The sequence below is a fragment of the Embleya sp. NPDC025285 genome, assembly GCF_055558835.1.
On record NZ_JBVHLU010000077.1, the window covers coordinates 14,180 to 32,125 of the forward strand.

At 69.2% G+C, this 17,946-nt stretch carries 17 protein-coding genes and 2 pseudogenes; 14 read left to right on the forward strand and 5 right to left on the reverse strand.

From position 1 onward, the window contains the following. Positions 1-38: 38 nt before the first annotated feature. The 6 genes from ACZ4FV_RS37045 (at position 39) to ACZ4FV_RS37070 (ending at position 6,031) form a co-directional block, all read left to right on the forward strand. Positions 39-761, forward strand: coding sequence for an IclR family transcriptional regulator (locus ACZ4FV_RS37045; protein WP_465324935.1), 723 nt, complete (start codon positions 39-41; stop codon positions 759-761). A gap of 924 nt (positions 762-1,685) precedes the next feature. After that, positions 1,686-2,264, forward strand: coding sequence for an ATP-binding protein (locus ACZ4FV_RS37050; RefSeq protein WP_465324937.1), 579 nt, complete (start codon positions 1,686-1,688; stop codon positions 2,262-2,264). Between the two features lie 199 nt (positions 2,265-2,463). Beyond that, complete coding sequence (locus tag ACZ4FV_RS37055) at positions 2,464-3,156, forward strand: TetR-like C-terminal domain-containing protein (RefSeq protein ID WP_465324938.1); 693 nt, start codon at positions 2,464-2,466, stop codon at positions 3,154-3,156. 192 nt (positions 3,157-3,348) lie between these two features. Beyond that, positions 3,349-3,807, forward strand: coding sequence for a hypothetical protein (locus tag ACZ4FV_RS37060; RefSeq protein WP_465324941.1), 459 nt, complete (start codon positions 3,349-3,351; stop codon positions 3,805-3,807). Positions 3,808-4,169: 362 nt separating this feature from the next. Then, positions 4,170-4,757, forward strand: a complete 588-nt coding sequence (locus tag ACZ4FV_RS37065; protein ID WP_402238778.1) for an ArsR/SmtB family transcription factor — start codon at positions 4,170-4,172, stop codon at positions 4,755-4,757. Between the two features lie 5 nt (positions 4,758-4,762). Continuing rightward, a complete protein-coding gene (locus ACZ4FV_RS37070; RefSeq protein WP_395870846.1) occupies positions 4,763-6,031 on the forward strand; it encodes a retropepsin-like aspartic protease in 1,269 nt (422 codons plus the stop codon). A gap of 265 nt (positions 6,032-6,296) precedes the next feature. Here the strand turns inward: ACZ4FV_RS37070 and ACZ4FV_RS37075 are convergent, their stop codons facing one another. Next, the gene (locus tag ACZ4FV_RS37075; protein ID WP_465324946.1) at positions 6,297-7,085 is read right to left on the reverse strand and encodes a helix-turn-helix transcriptional regulator; all 789 of its coding nucleotides are present in this window, start codon (positions 7,083-7,085) and stop codon (positions 6,297-6,299) included. 131 nt (positions 7,086-7,216) lie between these two features. Here ACZ4FV_RS37075 and ACZ4FV_RS37080 point away from each other — a divergent pair, with 131 nt between their 5' ends. From ACZ4FV_RS37080 to ACZ4FV_RS37095, 4 genes and pseudogenes are all read left to right on the forward strand, one after another. Next, the gene (locus ACZ4FV_RS37080; RefSeq protein ID WP_465324948.1) at positions 7,217-8,491 is read left to right on the forward strand and encodes an alpha-L-fucosidase; all 1,275 of its coding nucleotides are present in this window, start codon (positions 7,217-7,219) and stop codon (positions 8,489-8,491) included. 77 nt (positions 8,492-8,568) lie between these two features. Further along, positions 8,569-8,883: pseudogene (locus tag ACZ4FV_RS37085) on the forward strand (transposase); the annotation flags it as partial. A 64-nt stretch (positions 8,884-8,947) separates the two neighbouring features. Next, a pseudogene (locus ACZ4FV_RS37090) lies at positions 8,948-9,064 on the forward strand (IS481 family transposase); the annotation flags it as partial. A 427-nt stretch (positions 9,065-9,491) separates the two neighbouring features. Then, positions 9,492-10,049: a hypothetical protein gene (locus ACZ4FV_RS37095; RefSeq protein ID WP_465324951.1), complete on the forward strand. Its 558-nt coding sequence runs from the start codon at positions 9,492-9,494 to the stop codon at positions 10,047-10,049. A gap of 752 nt (positions 10,050-10,801) precedes the next feature. On the opposite strand, the gene ACZ4FV_RS37100 is transcribed toward ACZ4FV_RS37095, so the two are convergent. Together ACZ4FV_RS37100 and ACZ4FV_RS37105 are read right to left on the reverse strand one after the other, a co-directional pair. After that, positions 10,802-11,899, reverse strand: coding sequence for an alkene reductase (locus tag ACZ4FV_RS37100; protein ID WP_395870838.1), 1,098 nt, complete (start codon positions 11,897-11,899; stop codon positions 10,802-10,804). 59 nt (positions 11,900-11,958) lie between these two features. Beyond that, positions 11,959-12,384, reverse strand: coding sequence for a RidA family protein (locus ACZ4FV_RS37105; RefSeq protein ID WP_395870836.1), 426 nt, complete (start codon positions 12,382-12,384; stop codon positions 11,959-11,961). Positions 12,385-12,529: 145 nt separating this feature from the next. Here ACZ4FV_RS37105 and ACZ4FV_RS37110 point away from each other — a divergent pair, with 145 nt between their 5' ends. Beyond that, positions 12,530-13,126 carry a TetR/AcrR family transcriptional regulator gene (locus tag ACZ4FV_RS37110; protein WP_465324954.1) on the forward strand — a complete coding sequence of 199 codons (597 nt, stop codon included), beginning with the start codon at positions 12,530-12,532 and terminating at the stop codon, positions 13,124-13,126. A 364-nt stretch (positions 13,127-13,490) separates the two neighbouring features. Here ACZ4FV_RS37110 and ACZ4FV_RS37115 read toward each other — a convergent pair whose 3' ends face one another. Continuing rightward, a complete protein-coding gene (locus ACZ4FV_RS37115; protein WP_395870832.1) occupies positions 13,491-13,916 on the reverse strand; it encodes a hypothetical protein in 426 nt (141 codons plus the stop codon). A gap of 151 nt (positions 13,917-14,067) precedes the next feature. Between ACZ4FV_RS37115 and ACZ4FV_RS37120 the strand changes: the two genes are divergently transcribed. From ACZ4FV_RS37120 to ACZ4FV_RS37130, 3 genes are read left to right on the forward strand one after another with little or no spacing between them, the layout of a single operon-like run. Next, positions 14,068-14,742 carry a DUF998 domain-containing protein gene (locus tag ACZ4FV_RS37120; protein WP_395870830.1) on the forward strand — a complete coding sequence of 225 codons (675 nt, stop codon included), beginning with the start codon at positions 14,068-14,070 and terminating at the stop codon, positions 14,740-14,742. Between the two features lie 16 nt (positions 14,743-14,758). Then, positions 14,759-15,130: a YciI family protein gene (locus ACZ4FV_RS37125; RefSeq protein ID WP_465324957.1), complete on the forward strand. Its 372-nt coding sequence runs from the start codon at positions 14,759-14,761 to the stop codon at positions 15,128-15,130. A 49-nt stretch (positions 15,131-15,179) separates the two neighbouring features. Next, the gene (locus ACZ4FV_RS37130; RefSeq protein ID WP_465324959.1) at positions 15,180-16,529 is read left to right on the forward strand and encodes an RNA polymerase sigma factor; all 1,350 of its coding nucleotides are present in this window, start codon (positions 15,180-15,182) and stop codon (positions 16,527-16,529) included. Positions 16,530-16,589: 60 nt separating this feature from the next. Here the strand turns inward: ACZ4FV_RS37130 and ACZ4FV_RS37135 are convergent, their stop codons facing one another. Then, complete coding sequence (locus ACZ4FV_RS37135) at positions 16,590-17,888, reverse strand: SMI1/KNR4 family protein (RefSeq protein ID WP_465324961.1); 1,299 nt, start codon at positions 17,886-17,888, stop codon at positions 16,590-16,592. Positions 17,889-17,946 lie beyond the last annotated feature (58 nt).

A 17,946-nucleotide genomic window follows, 5' to 3' on the forward strand; every position in this document is an offset into this window, starting at 1 on the left:
AGGTCTGTTCCGTGTCACGGAACGAGATCAGGACGAGCATGCTCCAAAAAGCCGTCAATCTACTCGAAAGCTTCCAGCCCACCGGTGGCCCGTTCCGGCTGACAGAAATGGCGGCCCGGACCGGCCTGCCCAAGCCGACGGTGCATCGGCTCGCGGCGGACCTGACGGCCCTGGGCTGGCTGGAACGTTCGGGGGCGCACTACCGGCTCGGCGGAAAGCTCTTCGAGCTGGGTTCACTGGTTCCGCGCCGCCGTGACCTGCGGGAGACAGCGCTGCCGTTCCTCCAGGATCTCTTCGAGGCCACCCGGGAGACCGTGCACCTGGGCGTCCGGGAGGGGCACGGGGTCGTCTACGTCGAGCGCATCCACGGCCACGGCGCACCGCTGATGCCGTCGCGGATAGGTGGCAGCCTGCCCCTGACCTGTACCGGTGTCGGCAAGGCACTGCTGGCCTTCTCCAGCCCCGAGTTGACCGAAGAGGTGCTGGCCGCGCCGCTACCGCGACTGACACCACACTCGATCACCGAGCCGGCCAGGATCCGAACGGCCATCGAGCAGGTCCAGGCGTCCGGCCTGGCCTACGAAGACCAGGAGTCGGCGCTGGGCGTGAGTTGCATAGCGGCCCCGGTGTTCAGCGGCGGGGAAGCCGTGGCCGCGCTCTCGGTCGCCGTACCCCGATCCCGCTTCCGGCCCGCCCAGCTTGCACCCGCGGTCCGCACCGCGGCGCTCGGCCTGTCGCGCGTCCTGCGGGCCGGCGCCTGAGCCCCTCCGGATCGACGAGCCGCCCTTCGCCGGACCCACCGACGCCGCACGGATGCACCAGCACCTCGACATGCACCCGCGCCCACCGTTCGTAGGTCGTCCAGCCCTTCGGTTCGAGTTGGACCGGCAGTCGCAAGGAACGGCATCCCTGGTATCGGTGTTGGACGGTCCTCGACCGATCACCCATGTCGCCCGCGAGGTGGGAATCCACGACACCACCCTCGGAACACGGGTGGCGCGGTATCGCAGATCGACGACGGGGCCGAAGCCGGATCCCCGGAACCGCGTGGTCGGGTGAGGGTGATCTGGCGTACGAGTTGGTGCAAACAGACCGTGGTCGCCACTGCGGGAAGGACGGCGACGACGCCCTGGACGGTCATGGGGGCGTGGGTGAGGGACAGCGCCATGGACAGGCCGGCGAACGCGGCAACCACGATCCACGAATGCAGTGCCCCCGGCAGTGCAGGCTGGAACGCAGGATCGACAGCGACGCCACCACCCACGGCCCCTGGACCAGGGCCGGCCACCACCGGGCCGGATCGGACGGGGTGGTTGATCAGGACCCTGTCGTCCGCACCCCGGACGGCGCGGGCGAGTTTGTCGCCGTGGGCGGCGAGTACCGGCCCGGTCACGTCGTACGCCGCGAAGAAGTCGGCAGATGACCAGGTGACGATGCGGTGCCTCGTCCTGCCTGCCCGTCGACCGGTTCGGAGCACGCGCGGGCGCCCCTCCTTCCTCTCCTCTCGAATGTCCAGATCGTCATAGCCTTCTAATACGAAACATATCGCGTTAAGGTGTCCATATAGGGCATCGCCTCGTCGGTCGTCGGAGAGACCGGGGCGCGTCCGGACGGGGGCCAAGTAGGAAGCCATCCGACAGCCCACTGCCGCGGAGACCACCGTGAATCACTCGATCACCTGCCCAATGGCCCGGTCCGCTTTCCCGAGCACCCGCCGGGCGGATCCTCCTCCCACCGAGCGCTCGCCCGAGGCGCCGCGCGCCAAGAACGCGGACGGCGACGTGACGGCGGATCTGACCGTCCCCTCCGATCCTCGCTCCGCCCGCGCCGCCCGCGACTTCGTCCGGCTCCGGCTGACTGGCATCGGAGCTCCCGCAGAGGTGGTGGACGACGCCGTTCTGCTGGTTTCCGAACTCCACGGAAACGCGGTCCGACACGCACCCGGAGCCCATGTCACCGTGCGATTCGTGCACGACCCGAAACGATCCGTGTTCACCGTAGCCGTCCAGGACCACGGCCACGCTCACCCCCGGGCCGCCGACACCACCGACACCACCGACCTCGTCGAACTCAAGGACTCGGGCCGCGGCCTCGCGCTCGTGGCGGCAATCGCAACCGCCTGGGGCTGGCACCCGCTGCCCGACGGGAAGGCCGTATGGTTCACCATCGACCTGCCTCGGGCTTCCTGGCTCGAGGGCTACCCGATCAACGCGGGAACACCCGGCCCCCGACCACACAGGCATACCGTGGAGCGCTACCGATGAGAGACGGTCGGCCCTCTCGACGGGAGTCCGAGACGTGTTTCTTCCCCGCGCACGCGTCCGTCCCGTATCGCTCGCCCGAACAACTCGGCTCTCACCCCGAAATCGCCGGCGCGGGGAATGGCCACCGTCGAACACGGGTACCCCCCGCGGGCGTACTGCCAGTCCGACTGTCCGACAGTTGTGGAGCCCGGTGCCAGCCATGAGTGAACCAGCGCACACGCCCGGATCCGTTCGTCCCGGTGGACGCACGGCGCGAACCCGCGCGGAGGTACTGAGCGCTGTGTTGGCGGAACTCGGTGAGCCCGAACGGGGCGGACTCACCATGGAGAACGTGGCGCGTCGCTCCGGTGTGCACGTGGCCACCCTCTACCGGCGTTGGCGCACGGTCGAAGGCTTGATCGTGGACCTCCTGACGTGGATCAGTTTCAACGAGCTTCCCTTTCCCGACACCGGATCATTGAACGGTGACCTTCGGGCACTGTCGCGGTCGATCGTGGCGTTGTACCGGGACGACATCCGATTCCGCACCCTGATCGAGACCATCGTCGCGGGCGCCACCCGGGATCCGGTGGCGGAACGCGCCCTGCACGACTTCTTCGCCGACCGCAACGCCGGCGCCGCGGTGATCGTCGAGCGTGCGATCGCACGCGGTGAACTGCCCGCCGAGACCGACGGCGTCGAGCTCATCTCGGCGCTGGGCGCGCCGGTCTACTACCGGATGCTCGTCGTGCGCCGGCCACTCGACACCGCGCTCGCGGACCGCGCTGCGGCCGCGGTCCACACCGCCGCCCTCGCCGGCGTCTTCGCGAGCACCGACCCCATCGTGAAAGCATCCGCTGGAACCGGCGACGACTCGATGCACGGACCCGGAACGCGCGGTGAACACGGCTGAGATCGTCACCCAAGCGCAGTGATCGCAGGGCCGTGCCCCAGGCGACCACCTGATCGAGCATCGAGCCCGCCGCCGCGTACTGATGTTCGCGGGGTCGGCGAGGTGCCGCCGTCCGGGCTGAAGGAATGCGCTGTGACTCTCGCGGATTTGTCGGCCATGGCCGGCAGTTGTTCGTCCGTGTGGGCGTCGCGGATGACGACCACGCCGTTTTCGTCGACGGCGTTCGGCGTGTTGTCGAAGGTGCCCGTCGTCCTGGTGCCGCCCAAGACCGTTTGCCGGCCCGTCGACCCGGGCGAAGTGGTGGACCGACCGGTCGAGTCGGCCCAGGGTGCGCCGGCCGGGCGGGACGGCGAGGAGGATGTCCGTGCCGCCGTCCGGGTGGCCGGGTACGAGGGGCAGCAGCAGCGCGCCGCCCGCGCCGAGGATCAGCATGGCCGGCGGGTGCACACGCGGATGGAAGATCCGAAGGCGGCCGATGTTCGCGGTGGTGAGGCCGCCGGCGAGGACGAGCGTGAGAATGCCGGTGCACCGACCGCCACCGACTCAACCGCGGCAGCGACCGCCAGGCCACCGCGCACTGCGCGCCATCGTGCGCGTCCGCACGCGCCACGACCCACGCACCCGCGCCTACGTCGCACGACGCACCCTTGAACGACTCGAGACGAAGGACATCTTCAGATGCCTCGAGCGCTTCGTAGCGCGCGAGGGCTACCGCTACCTGACCTGCGACTCGAGGAGCGACCCCGCAGTGTCGACGGCTCCTTGACCATCTGTAGGAGCTTCAGAGTCAAGCTCGGACGCTCACCGCCCGCCGGGCCACCTGGTTGATCAACGCCGGCCCGGACGGCTCGCCGAGGACACGGCGATCAAGCGCAAGAAGCCGCCGGCCCGCTTGCCACGCCGAGCTGAAGCCGTCCTTGGCTGCGCCTGCCCCCACCCACCATTCTCACAGGCCCCATTGGTGAGGCGGAGCGGGAAGCAATATCGTTAGCACTAGTGCTAACGTTAGTCGTATGTCTAGTAAGACGAGACGAGTTCTCACTACCGAGGCCGAGATTGCGGCGTACCTGCACCGGACACGCATGGCGATCCTCGATGCCCTGCGCGACGGTGCCGCCACGGCAACGCAGGTCGCCAGAAGGCTCGACGTCCACCCCGCCAACCTCACCCGACACATCCGGATCCTGGAAAGTGCCGGCTTGGTGATCCTCGTCGAGAAGCGGGACACGGGTCGGAACCTGGAGAAGTACTACGCGGCGTCAGCCGAGCGTTTCACGGTCGCGCCCGCTCCGACCGACATGACCGCACCACACAAGATCGCGCTGACCTTCGCCCGCAGTGAGTTGTCGGCCGCGCTGGCGCGACTGCCCGACAAGTCGAGTGACCCCATCGTGGCCCTGACACTCGGCGTTCGTATCGCTCCCGGCGACGCGAGCGCGTTCGCCGACGAGCTGGTCCGGCTCGGCGAACGCTTCTCGGCGGCCGACCAGGAGGACGGTCGGCCCTATCAACTCGTCCTCGCCATCTACCCCGGGGAGGACGTCACGGCCGACGGGCGGCAGGAGATTCGGCTGCCACCCGCGAAGGACGAGAGGGGGTGACACGGGTGTCACGAGGAACCGAGGCACTGGCGCGCGCCGGACGGGCGGTGACACGCCGACTCGGCATGCGTTCCCGGCCCACCCGCGTCGCGCAGCCGGCCTGGGACGCCTGGCGGGCCGGGGATCTGCCGCTCGCCCGCGAACTCGCGGCGAACCTGCTCGCTACGGGGCATGCCGTGGACGAAGCACGGCACGTGCTCGTTCTCGCCGACTCCGTGCTCGGCAACTACGACGGCGCCATCAACACACATCGGATGATCGCCCCTCGCTACGAACGTCTCGATGAACTGAACGAACCGATCCTGTGCGCGCACATCCACCGAGGAGACATCGCGGGCGCCGTGACGCTGGCGGAACGACGGGGCCTTGCGCGACGCGGCGCGATCGGAGCACGTTTGCGCCTGGCCGTTGAGCGGCCCCTCGGAATCGATATCGACGGCGTCGTCGACGTCCCGTTCACCGACGACCCGCTCACGCCGTTCATGCCCGGTTTCGCCGGGCACCTCAATGACCGACCGACCGTACTCCGCCTCGACACCGGCGGCTCATTCGTGCACCTTTCGCGGGAGCTTGCGGCCGCCCACGGGATCGACACGATTGCCTCGGCACGGGAGTTCGCGGCGCTCGGCCGGCACCGGGTCGGCTACGGACTGGCCGATCTGGAGATCGGGACGATCCGTCTGCGCAATGTGCCCGTGGCCGTGCATGAAAAGGGACTTCCGCCGGCCGCGGCCTTCGACGTCCCGCTCGGGCCGATCGTCGGCACCAACATTCTGGAGCGCTTCCTGACGACGGTCGACGCGCCGAATCGGCGTCTCGTCCTGTCCCGCCGTGGCGACAACATCGCCCGCGCCCGGCATCTGGCCCGTCTCGGTGCGGCACAGCACGTGGCACCGTTCGGCCTGTGGAGCGATCACCTGATGATCGCCCGTGGTCGCGTCGATGGGATCAGTGGCGTCAACCTGTTCGTCGACTCGGGCCTGGTGGCGCTCACCCCCGATCAGGGACAGGTGGCGATGCTCGTGCCACGGCGCACCCTTGCCCGGTGGGGAGTGGCCAGGCCGCAGACCGGCCGGTTCGCCGAACTCCCCGGCACGCTTGCCATCGGCACGGCATCGAGAGAGGGAATGACCGCCTACCCCGTAACGGATCGCGTCTGGCGCGACTTCGGCGACTGGGGCGGAATCCGCGTGGATGCGCTGATCTCGTGGGGGTACCTCCGCCATTTCACCTGGACGATCGACTTCGAACGCAGGGAGTACCTGTTCGCATAAGACCAGCCCTGACCGCGATTTCGCGAAACCACAACCGGATCGCTGCCGGAATGACCGCACCGTGAGAGTCGGCCCGTCTGCGAAAACGCAACCGCTGGGGTTCGTCGAGGTCGGTGACCGGCTCGGGCAGCGCACGGAGCGGCGCCGCCCGCTGGAGCGTTCGGTGCGGCCTGTACGCATTGTCATGGTGATCCCCTGGACTGGTCAGTGGTCCCGGAACGAGTCGCCCCCGTCGGCCCGTACCACGACCTGCCGCGTCGCCGAGTCAGTGTTCGTCGTCGTGCCCCGCACGAACAGTGCGTGGCGAAGCGCCCAGTTCACGTCTGCAGGCCTTGTTGAAGGCCTGCAGATCAGGAATTCCCACCTGCGATGCGACCGCTGGGATCGCCAGAGTCGAGTTCCGCAACAGGTGCGCGGCGACCTGGAGGCGACGCCGCCGTAGATAGGCGACCACGGTCTCGGCGAAGGCGACGCGAAACAGGCGGGTGAGTTGGTTGTGCGAGACCCCCGCGGCCCGGGCGATGGCCGGAACCGTCAGCGGACTCGCCATGTTCACCTCGATGTGGGCCAGCGCCGCAGCCAGTGCCGGATGGCGCTCCTCCGCCTGTGGCACCTCGCCGGCCGCCAGTGCCCACAGCACTGTCCACACCTCTGCGGCGGCCCGCAACGGGGTCTTCGAGTGCCACGCTACGGCCCTCAGCAGTGCGTCCGACAGATGTGGCGCCTCCGCGCCGCAGTCCAGCACGGCTGGTACTCGGTGAGGCGTACCGGTGGTCCCGAGCTCGAAGTGCGCGTACAGGTGCTCCGAGCGGCCCCGGTACCGGAACTCCACCACCGCGCCGGGTGGAACGAGGCTCGCACAGCCGGGCCGGACCTCGTGGGCCACCCCGTCGACGATCAACTCGGCGCTGTAGCGGTACAGGTGCAGCTGCCACAGTTCGGGCAGCTGGAACACCTCACGCTCGATCCCCAGCCCGTGCACTCCCACCCCGACCTGCGCCACGCGCGGAGGTGAGTCCAGGTGGGCGATATGCCTCGCCGAAGTTTCGACCATGGTGAGAAATTACCAGTAACTGGTGAACCTGGCCCACGTCAGGAGCACCTATCTGGTTCTACTGTGCACATCAGCAACCACTTGAGTCGGACGCCCTCCCACCTCCCCACACCTTCTTCAAGGAGCACCCCATGCCCATGCAGCCCTGGTTCACCGATGCCAAGCTCGGCATTTTCGTCCACTACGGGATCTATGCCGTCGACGGCATCCCGGAATCCTGGGCCATGTACGACGGAACCGTCAGCCGCGAGCAGTACCTGGCACAGCTCGACGGCTTCACGGCCGCCCGCTACGACCCCTACGCGTGGGCCGCGCTGTTCAAGCGTGCCGGTGCGCGCTACGCCGTCCTCACCGCGCGTCACCACGACGGCGTCGCCCTCTGGGACAGCGAGTGCGGCGACCTCAACGTCGCCAAGCGCACCCCCGCAGGCCGAGACCTCGTCCGGGGATTCGTCGACGCCCTGCGCGGCGAGGACCTGAAGGTCGGCCTGTACTACTCCCACTCCGACTGGAGCCACCCCGATTACGCCAGCGTGATCCACCCCGACCCGTCCCATCACACGTACATCCCCGGCAACACACTGGTCGAGCCCGCCGACGGTCGCGAAGACCCCGCCGCCTGGGTTCGCTACCTCTCCTACCGCGACGGCCAGGTCAGCGAACTGATGCAGCGCTACCGGCCCGACCTGCTCTGGTTCGACGGCGAGTGGGAGCGCAGCGAGCAGCAGTGGCGCACGGACGTGCTCGCCGACATGATCCTCGCCGAGAACCCGGACACCATACTCAACGCCCGGATGCTCTCCCGGGGCGACTACGCCACCCCCGAACAGGGCATCCCCCTCCGGGCGCCCACGGGCCCCTGGGAGCTGTGCCTGACGATCAACGACTCCTGGGGCTATCGGCACGCCGACAACGACCACAAGAGCGTGCGTCAGCTCGTCCGCTACTTCACCGAGACCATCGGCATGGGAGGCAACCTGCTGCTCGACGTCGGCCCGATGGCCGACGGCCGCATCACCGCCGAGCAGTCGGCCCGGCTGGAGGGCCTCGGCGCGTGGATCGCCCGCCACCATGCGGCCGTCCACGGCACTGGCGCCGGTCTGCCGCCCGGGCACCACTACGGGCCCAGCACCCTCTCCTCCGATCAGCGAACCGTCTACCTGGTCTGCTACGGCACCCATCGCGAGCACCTCGCCCTCAAGGGTCTGCGCACCCGGGTCAAGCAGGCGACCGTAGTGGGCACCGGCACGGAATTGAGCCACCACGTCACCGGCGGCCTGGGCGAGGTCCCCGGAATCACCTGGATCAACGCCCCTGCGGAAAAGGACCAGGACGAGTACGCGACCGTCCTCGCCGTCGAGCTCGACGGTGAACTCGAGCTCTATCGGGGCCAGGGACGAAACTGACCGCGGGTCCGGATAAGCGGTCCCAACCAATAGTGAATTCGGTGTGACTATCGGCTTGTTCGGTCGTTGGGCCCGGTGTGCGCAGAGGCGAGTCGCGTCCGTCGATCGTTTCGGACGAACTGTGCTCCCTGTTCGAGCCGTTGCTACCCGAGCCGGCGCCGAGATCGGTGCCCGGGCGGCCTCGTGTGCCGGATCGGCGCGCGTGGTGCGGGACCCTGTTCGTCCTGCATACGGGTATCCAGTGGGAGTTCCTGCCGCAGGAGTTGAGGTTCGGATCGGGGATGACGTGTTGGCGTCGTTTCGCGGCCTGGAACGAGGCCGGCGTGTGGGATCGGCTGCACGCGATTCTCCTCGCGAGACCGCACGCGGCCAAACAGCTCGACTGGTCGCGGGATCGACTCCAGCCATATCCGGGCCGCCCGACGCGCCGTCGGACGCGAAACCAGGTCCAACGCCGGATTCGCCTACCTCCACAACGCCGTCGACGACCACTCCGGCCTCGCCTACGGCGAAATCCTCACAGACGAGAGGAAGGAGACCGCCATCACGTTCCGTGAACGCGCACGCGAGTACCTGGGTGGGTGGCGCGACTACGTCGACGCCCCCGCGTCCCTACTCGCGATCGGGGCCGACGACTCCTCGTGGACGGCGGAGCAACAACCCGACTACCACTCGCAGTTCGTCGCCGTGGCCACCCCCGGCCATGCGGAAGGTTTCGACCGAGCCGCAGTTGCTGCTGCACCTCAACCGTCGCCAACGGGGCACCGTCGGGCGTGGACTGGAGGACGAGAAACGTCCGTGCCGGATCATGCTCCGGGCCCGCATCCGCGGCCCGGCGGTAGGTTCGGACATCGAGGCGTGGATGATCCCCCTGTCTGCGGCCAACCCCTGGCGCGGGCCTCGGAGATCGTGCACAACCGAACCCGGACACCGCCCGCGCGTGCGCTACCGTATGCGGTCGGAGCCAGACGTGCGGCTCTTGGCGAGAGCGAGAGCCGACGTGAACATCGACGAGGCCGTGGCCTTCTTTCGGGAATTCCTTACTGCGGTGTACGCGCAGGACGTCGCCAACCTCACCGAGCCCGACGATCGGCTCGAACTGCGGGTCGCGCGTACGGAGGCCTTCATGTACTCCTCACCCGGGACCAGTATGACGTCCCCGTTCATGCGTCCCCGGCGCATGTCGGCCGAGAGACTGGCCGAGATCGCGAAGAGGGCCGCAACACCGGTACGCCGCCCGCTGTACGTGGCGGTGGAGTACGAGGTACCCGGATGGGGCACCTGCTTCGCCGCCGACGTCGGCGGCGGGGACGAGCACAACTCCATCGCCTACGAACGCCAGTACTGGGCGATGAAAGTCGACGGGCAGCCGAAGATCGTCGCGCAGTACGGGATCGACTTCTACGCCGAAGGTCTCGCCTGGGAGAACATCATGGGAGCGGAGATCGGACCCGTCGGCGAACCGGTCTCGGTCCGAGCCTTGGAGGAACCCCAAGTCCCGCGTGACCGGCACGACTACCAGCGCATCGTCGCCTCGGCCCCGCGGAACGGCGTTTGATGTGACGCTCGAGTGCCGGTCCGTCCAGCGCCCGCGCCGCATTCCGGCGCGGGCGTAGTACAGGCTCGGCGGGACCACGAACACCACGGCCGCCGGCAGACCCCAGTCCACCCCGTCCGCACGGCTGCCTTGGGCGCTGTGGGCGCCGGTCAGCGGGAACACGGCGAACAGCGGGTACTTCGGGTCCAAGCCGTCGGTCACCCGACGCGCGAACAACGACGCCGGGGACAGCGTGTGAGACACGCCATCGCAGTCGCGCAGATCCGAACCGCTGGAACCGCACCCCGACACAAGGGGGGCGTCACGCCCTGCACCCACACTCCTGGGAACCGGACGGTTCTGTCACGCACCACCACGCGCCCCGAGGCGCAGGCGACGTTCCCTCCTATCGGCATACCGCGACTCCGACCCGCTGACAACAAACCACCGCCAGGAGACTCGGAGGACATGGGACACGTTGGCCATACTCTCCAGCAGCGAGTTCAACTCATTGACCAGCCCGTTCGTGCTGTCGCCCGCGTCCTGGGTGGCGAGCTGGTGGAACAGGCCGAGGACGTGGCAGAGGCCGGACATGTCCCTGCCTGACCCTCCGTCGCGGCGGTACGTCTTGTGGTGAGTGTGGATCCCCCGAAGGTTCGCCGCGGCCCGCACCATCCCCCTGCCGGCACTTCGCCCCGCCGCGTTGCGGCGGGGCGAAGCAACCAGGCTCGGATCGGCCGACAGCATCCCTGTGGGGGCCGCGCACCGGGCGATTATGCGACTGCCGCGACCTTGGGGTCATCCGTCGCGGCCGGGTAGTCGATGTATCCCTCCGCCCCTCCCCCGTACAGGTGCTCCGTCGGTGGCCCCGCCAGCGGGATGCCGTTGGCCAGGCGGGCGGGCAGGTCCGGGTTCGTCATGAACAGGCGGCCGAGGGCGACCACGTCCGCGTGCCCGTCCCGCACCAGCCGGGCCCCCGCGCCGGGGCTGCTCGGCACCGGACCGTTCGTGTTGGCGACGAGCGTCCCCGACCAGCGCGTCCGCAGGTCCGCGATCGCTCCGTACGCACCGTTCTCCAGCACGTGCAGATAGGCCAGGCCCAGCGGGTCCAGTGCGTCGACCAGCGCGCGGTACGTGGTGCGTGCGTCGGCCTCCGCGAGCTGGTTCTCGGCGTTGTCCGGCGAGATGCGCAGCCCCACCCGGTCCGCACCGACCTCGGTGACGACCGCCTCGACGACCTCCATCGCGAACCGCAGGCGGCCGGTGGCCGAGCCGCCGTACTCGTCCGTGCGCAGGTTGGTGTTGTCGGCGATGAACTGCTGGATGAGGTAGCCGTTCGCGCCGTGGATCTCCACGCCGTCGAAGCCCGCCTCGATCGCACGCCGAGCTGCACTCGCGAAGTCGCCGACCGTCCGGGCGATTTCACCGACCGTCAGCTCACGCGGGGTCACGTGGTCGAGCATCCCGTCCCGGGTGAAGATCTGCTTCCCCTCGATGGCGACGGCCGACGGGGCCACCGGCAGCTCGCCGTCCGGCAGCGTCAGCGGGTGGGTCATCCGGCCCACGTGCCACAACTGGGCGAAGACCGTGCCGCCCCCGGCGTGCACCGCGTCCGTCACCTCCCGCCAGCCACGCGCCTGCGCGTCGGTCACCAGACCCGGGATGCCGGGGCCGCCCTTGGCGAGCGCGTTGACGTACACGCCCTCCGTGATCAGCAGCCCGGCTCCGGCGCGCTGCCGGTAGTACGTCGCCGCGTGCCGGCTCGGCACCCCCGTCACGTCGTCGGCCCGGCCGCGCGTCATCGGGGCCATCGCCACACGGTTGGCCAGTTCCAGCCGCCCCGCCCGGTACGGCTCCAGCAACTCCCGCATTTCTCCACCCTCGTTTGCCGTGTCCGTGTCCCGCGCCACTCCCCTCACGCCCCCGGCGCTCATGCGGCACTCCGGTCCAGCGCGACGACCTCGACCTCGATCTGCCAGTCGGGCCGGGCCAGCGAGACGACCTCGACGATGGTGTCGGCCGGGTAGGGCTCGGCCAGGAACTCACCGCGCAGTGTGATCACGTGCGGGAGATTCGTCGCCATGTCCCGCACGAAGATGCCGACCTTGATCACGTCCGCGAAGGCCAGACCGGTCGCATCCAACACCCGCGCGACATTCCTGAACGCCTGCCGTCCCTGCGCCAGGAACCCGCCCTCGACGGTCGTCCCGTCCTCCTCGAACCCCGCCTGACCGGACACGTACACGAAGCCCCCGGCCCGGACGGCCTGCGATATCCGATACGGCGCGTACCAGTCCGGCGTGGTCGCGATCTTCTCGACGCGCCCCACGGTGGTCGCGCTCTCGTTGCTGGACATACCTCTCCCCTTGTCTCGGCGGCATCCGGTACCGGGCCCCGCTCGATCACGTTACGAAACGTTCCGTAACGCCAAGAAAGTTAGATCCTCCCGAGCGACTTGTCAAAACGAAACGTAACGTCACGCGAGCGGTAGAGTGGGAACCATGACCCCCGACCCGAACAGTGAACGGCGCAGCGAGCGCGCCCGCCGGGCGATCCTCGACGCGGCGTTCGACCTGGTGAGCCGCAAGGGCTTCGCGAAGGTGACCATCGAGGCCATCGCCGCCCAGGCCGGCGTGGGCAAGCCCACGATCTACCGTTGGTGGCGCTCCAAGGGCGCGGTGGTGCTGGAGGCGATGAACGAGGAACTCGGCGACGACTTCGACTTCCCCGACACCGGTGACATCGCCGCCGACCTCACGACCCAGATCACCGCGGTGAGCCGGCGGCTGATCACCGGCCGGATCAGCGAGGCCTTCAAGGGCGTCGTGGGCGAGGCCCAGAACGACCCCGCGCTGATGAAGGCGTTCCGCGAAACGATCCTCGAGCCCAGCATCGCGCAGTGCCGGGCCCGCCTGGATTCCGCCGTCGCCGCCGGGCAACTCCGCTCCGACGTATCCACCGACGTGATGGTCGACCTCTTCTACGCGCCTATCCACTACCGGCACTTCCTGGGCTTCGGCGACGACGCCGTCAGGCGCAGCGCCGATCTCGTCCAGGACGTCCTGCTCGGCCTGCGACCCCGGCCGGACACGGGGTGAACGACCGGCGCCCGGCCCCTCGTCGAGGATGCTGTCGGCCGACCCGGGCCTGGATGCCTCGCCGGCCATGACGCGGCGGGGCGAAGTGCTGTCGGGGGGCTGGTGCACCAATCGACGCGCGCCGACGCCCACGTGACAGGCCGCGAACGCGAGGACCGGTCACTCCCGGCCCGCGCCGTCACCGTTCCTCGTCGTCGAAGTGGACCACGCAGGCGTTACCGCGCCGAACCGAAGTACGCCGCCCCGATCAGAGACGGTCCGTCCGTCTCCCACAAAGGAGTGTGTCCGGCGGTGGTGGTCCACCGCGGCGCCCGCCGCCCACGACGCGGGCGCCGCCGCGTACGACCCCGGGTAGCCTCCGGGCTCAGACCCTGGTCATGGTCGACGTGTATCCGCCCCCACCGGGGTAGACCCAGTCACCGGTCATCACCGTGTCGTCGGCGTTGAAGGTGCCCCGGAAATACGCCGGGCTGCCTTTCGCCCCTGCCCAGATGGTGAGTGTGTCGCCGGCGAGTTCGTAGACGTAGTCGAATGTGTTGCCGTTCGAGTCGTAGTACCGCGACACCACGTCCGCGCCGGCGGGCTCGCCGAACGGACGGAGGTTCCCGATCACTTCCAGGCCACTGACCGGCTCACCGAACTGCGTGAGCTCGACCTGCTGGCTCAGGAAGAACCCGCCGGGCATCCACTCGTATCGCACGCTCCCCTCGGCCCCGCCGGTCACCGCCCAGGTGCCGACCAGGCGATCCAAGGCCTTGAGCTCGACGCTCGGCTGGTTGCTTTCGGACATGTCGTCCTCCTTCTTGTCGATGGTCGCCGATACCTCGAAGCCGTCGACCCGACCTCGACATCCGGCGCGTGTGGCGTGGATCACGCCTGGAAGGTGTCGAGACCCGGGATTCGGTACCGAGGTATCCGGCAGGACCCACCAAGGAGGAGTCATGACGAACACCGTCACCACCGACGCCGCCCCCGCGATGCGCCGCTCGGATCACCTGTTCATCGCCGGAGCGCTGGCCGGGCCGGTGTTCTTCGCCTCGGCGGGCGTCCAGATGGCCACCCGCGAGGGCTTCGACATCACCCGGCACCCAATCAGCCAACTCTCCACCGGTGGGGCCGGCTGGATCCAGATCACCACGTTCGTACTCGCGGGTCTCGGCGCTCTCGCCCTGGCCGCCGGCATCGCGCGCGCCCTGACCGAAGGTGTCGGACGACGGACGGTACCGGTCCTCGTCGCGGTCTTCGGCGTCGGGATGATCTCCGCCGGACTGTTCACCATGGACGCGGAGAACGGCTTCCCGGTCGGCACCCCCGACCGGCCGGTCGAACGCATGTCCTGGCACGGCATCGTCCACTCGGCCTCGGCCGTCGGCGCCTACATCGCCCTGGCCGTCGCCGCGATCGTGTTGACCGTGCGCTGCGCGCGCCGCCGGGCGATCGGCGCGGCTGTGCTGAACGGCGTGGTCGCGACGGTCCTGCTGCTGCCGATGTCGGAGGACCACATGAGCATCCGGATCGCCGTGAACGGCCTGGTCGCCTTCGGCTGGACGACCGCCCTTGCGCTGACGCTCCGCCGTGTCCACCGGCCCGATTCGACCTACCATCGGCAGGGATGATCGGAAAGGAAGCGTCATGAAATACCTGCTTCTCGGCTACACCTCGGCCGCCGCCTGGGACGCCGCGACCGCCGATGCCCCGACGGAGGACGCGCTGGCCGCGTTCGCCGCCTACCAGGCGTTCGAGAAGGAACTCCGCGCGACCGGCGAACTCGTCGGCACCGAGGGCCTGGGCCACCCCGCGGTCAGCACCACCGTGCGCCGGACCCCGGCGGGTGTGACCGCGACCGACGGACCGTTCGCCGAACTCAAGGAGGTCCTCGCCAGCTTCGCCGTCATCGACGTGACCGGCCGGGAACGTGCCCTGGAAATCGCCTCTCGGATCGTGGAGGTCCTGGGCGAGCCGATCGAGATCCGGCCCATCATGGGCGAGGACTTCGCGTCATGAGCAACAGGCTGTCGCACGACCCGGCGCGGACGGCGCGCCACATCCCGCGATGAACGACGGGCCGGGCGCGACCGCGGATGTCGAACTCCTGCTTCGCACCGAAGCGCCACAGGTGCTTGGCGCGTTGACGCGCCGTTTCGGCCGCTTCGACATCGCCGAGGACGCCGTACAGGAGGCGCTGTTGACGGCGAGCCGGACGTGGGCCGTCGACGGCGTGCCGGACGAACCGCGGAGCTGGTTGATCCGGATCGCCCACCGGCGGATGGTCGATCTCCTGCGCTCCGAGCAGGCACGGCACCGGCGCGAGCAGAAAGCGGGCATGGCCGAACTGATCCTGCGCGAGCCGACCCGCCAGGCGGCCCCCGCGCGGGAGACCGACGACGGCCTCATCCTGCTACTGCTGTGCTGCCACCCCGTGCTGAGCCCCGACTCCCAGGTGGCACTCACGCTGCGCGCGGTCGCCGGCCTCACGACCGCCGAAATCGCGCACGCCCACGGAACGACCGAGGCCACGATGGCGACGCGGATCAGCCGTGCCAAACGACGACTGGCCGACGTCGGAGCCCGCTTCACCCTGCCCACCGACACGGACCAGGCCTCCCGGATGAGCGCCGTCATGCGGGTGCTCTACCTCGTTTTCAACGAGGGCTACACCGCCTCCGCGGGAGACGAACTCGCTCGCACCCGGCTGACGAGCGAGGCAATTCGGCTGACCCGGATGCTCGTCGACGCGGTGCCGGACGACGCCGAGGCGACCGGCCTGCTGGCGTTGATGCTGCTCACCGAGTCGCGACGGCCGGCCCGCACCGGCGACGACGGCGCGTTGATACCGCTGGACCGGCAGGACCGCTCCCGCTGGAACAGCGATCTGATCCGCGAGGGCACCCGCCTGATCGACGGCGTCTGGCACCGCCGTGAGCCGGGCCCCTACCGACTCCAGGCGGCGATCGCGGCGCTGCACGCCGCGGCCGCCACGCCGAAGGCGACGGACTGGCCGCAGATCGCGATGCTCTACCTGTGGCTGGAACGGCTCGCCCCGACCGCGCCGGTGCGACTGGCCCGAGTGGTCGCCGTCGCCCGCGCGTACGGCCCGGTTCGGGGACTGGCGCTGCTCGACGACCTCAACCGGCGCCACGCATTGGATCAGGATCCGCTCACTCACCGACGCGAACGCGCGGTGCGCGCCCATCTCGCACATGCCACCGGCGACACGGCGGCTGCGAGGACCCTGTACCGCGAGGCCGCCGCGCTGACCGACAACCGGGTCGAGCGCCGCTACCTGCTCGACGAAGCCGACCGGCTCACCCCCCGAACCGATCGTCCATCCCCGGGCGACGCCCGCGATGCCCCGGCGATTCCGAAGGGGACATCCCACCTGCCCCCTGAAACCAGCGAGTAGCGTGGGGGCCGGCGCGGTGGCCAACACCCCGTTTCCGGCCCCCGCCGCTTCGAACCGTGCCTACCAACCCTCGCGGCTGCGGAGCAGGCTGTTCCGGTACGCCGTCAGGAACCGCTCGAACGACGAGGCCCGCACGGGCAGCGGGCCGCCTTGGATCTCCCAGGAGAAGACCTGTCCGCGGACGCCGTCGGCCTCGGGGGCAAGGTCGATGCAGTGCAGATTGCCGCCACCGTCCCGTGCGAACGGGACCCAGCCGGGATGCCACCATCGGTATCGGACGGACTTGTCGTCCGGATCCAGTTGGTGTGGCTCCGCGCTGTCGAAGGTGCCCTCGGCGAGAAGGTCGGTGAGCCCGCGCCGGGTGCTGATCATCTCCGAGACGGACATCCCGTCGTACTCGAACACGTCCAGACCGGCCGAGCCGCCGAACAGCCGTAGGTACGCCCGGAATTCGGCCGGCAGCGGTTCACCGACCGCGGCCTCGAGTTCGGCGATCGCGGCCGGATCCGCCGCGCCCCGTCTGCTGCTCAACCTTTCGGCGGCACCGGCGTCATGCGCGGCGAGCCAGTCGGCGATGTCGGACACGGTCGTGGTCAGTCGCTCGGTGCAGGCGTCGATGTCGACGGAATTCGGCACCTCACGACGCACGAGCGGCAAGGCCGTGGCGGCATGTTCGGCACGCCATTGGGCGACCTCGGATGCGCCGTCGATCAGATCGACCGCACCGTGCTTCCGCAACAGGGCTTCAATGTCGCGGTGATGGCGGACGCCGGCGATGTGCAGCGCGTGGGTCCTGCGATTCCCGGTACCCTTCACGGCGAGCACGTCCGCCCCGGCCGCCAACAGCGCTTCCACGACTTCGATGTCCCCGCCGTGTGCGGCCAACATCAGCGGGGTCCAGCCGTCCGGGCGGGGCACGTTCGGGTCGGCTCCGGCACGCAGCAGCGCGGACACGACCGGCAAAGGCTCGGCACACCCGAGCGCGTGGGTCAGGACTGTCCCGAAATTCGGATCGTCCGGGTCGTTCGGATCGCACGGATCGCTGTGGTTGACGTCGGCGCCCGCGCCGATGAGGTACTCGACGATCGGAAGGCAGCCATCCCGGGCTGCCGTACCCAACATCGTCGAGCCGCCGACGAAGACGCCTGCCACCTGCGCGTCGACCGGCAGTCCCGCGACGACGAACGGCCGAACCAACTCCACCGCACCGGTGTCGACAGCCCGGAAGGCGACCAGATCCACCAAACCGTGATCGTCGTACTCGGCTGCCGGATCGACACCCTGGGCGAACAGGCGACTCAGCGCGTCGGGGTTCTTCTCCTCGATCGCGGCAAGAAGCGCGCGTGTTGGCTGTTGCATTCACGAAAGTTAGCACGCCTGTTCGATCAGCATCCGAGCACATTCCGCCCGGGTCACC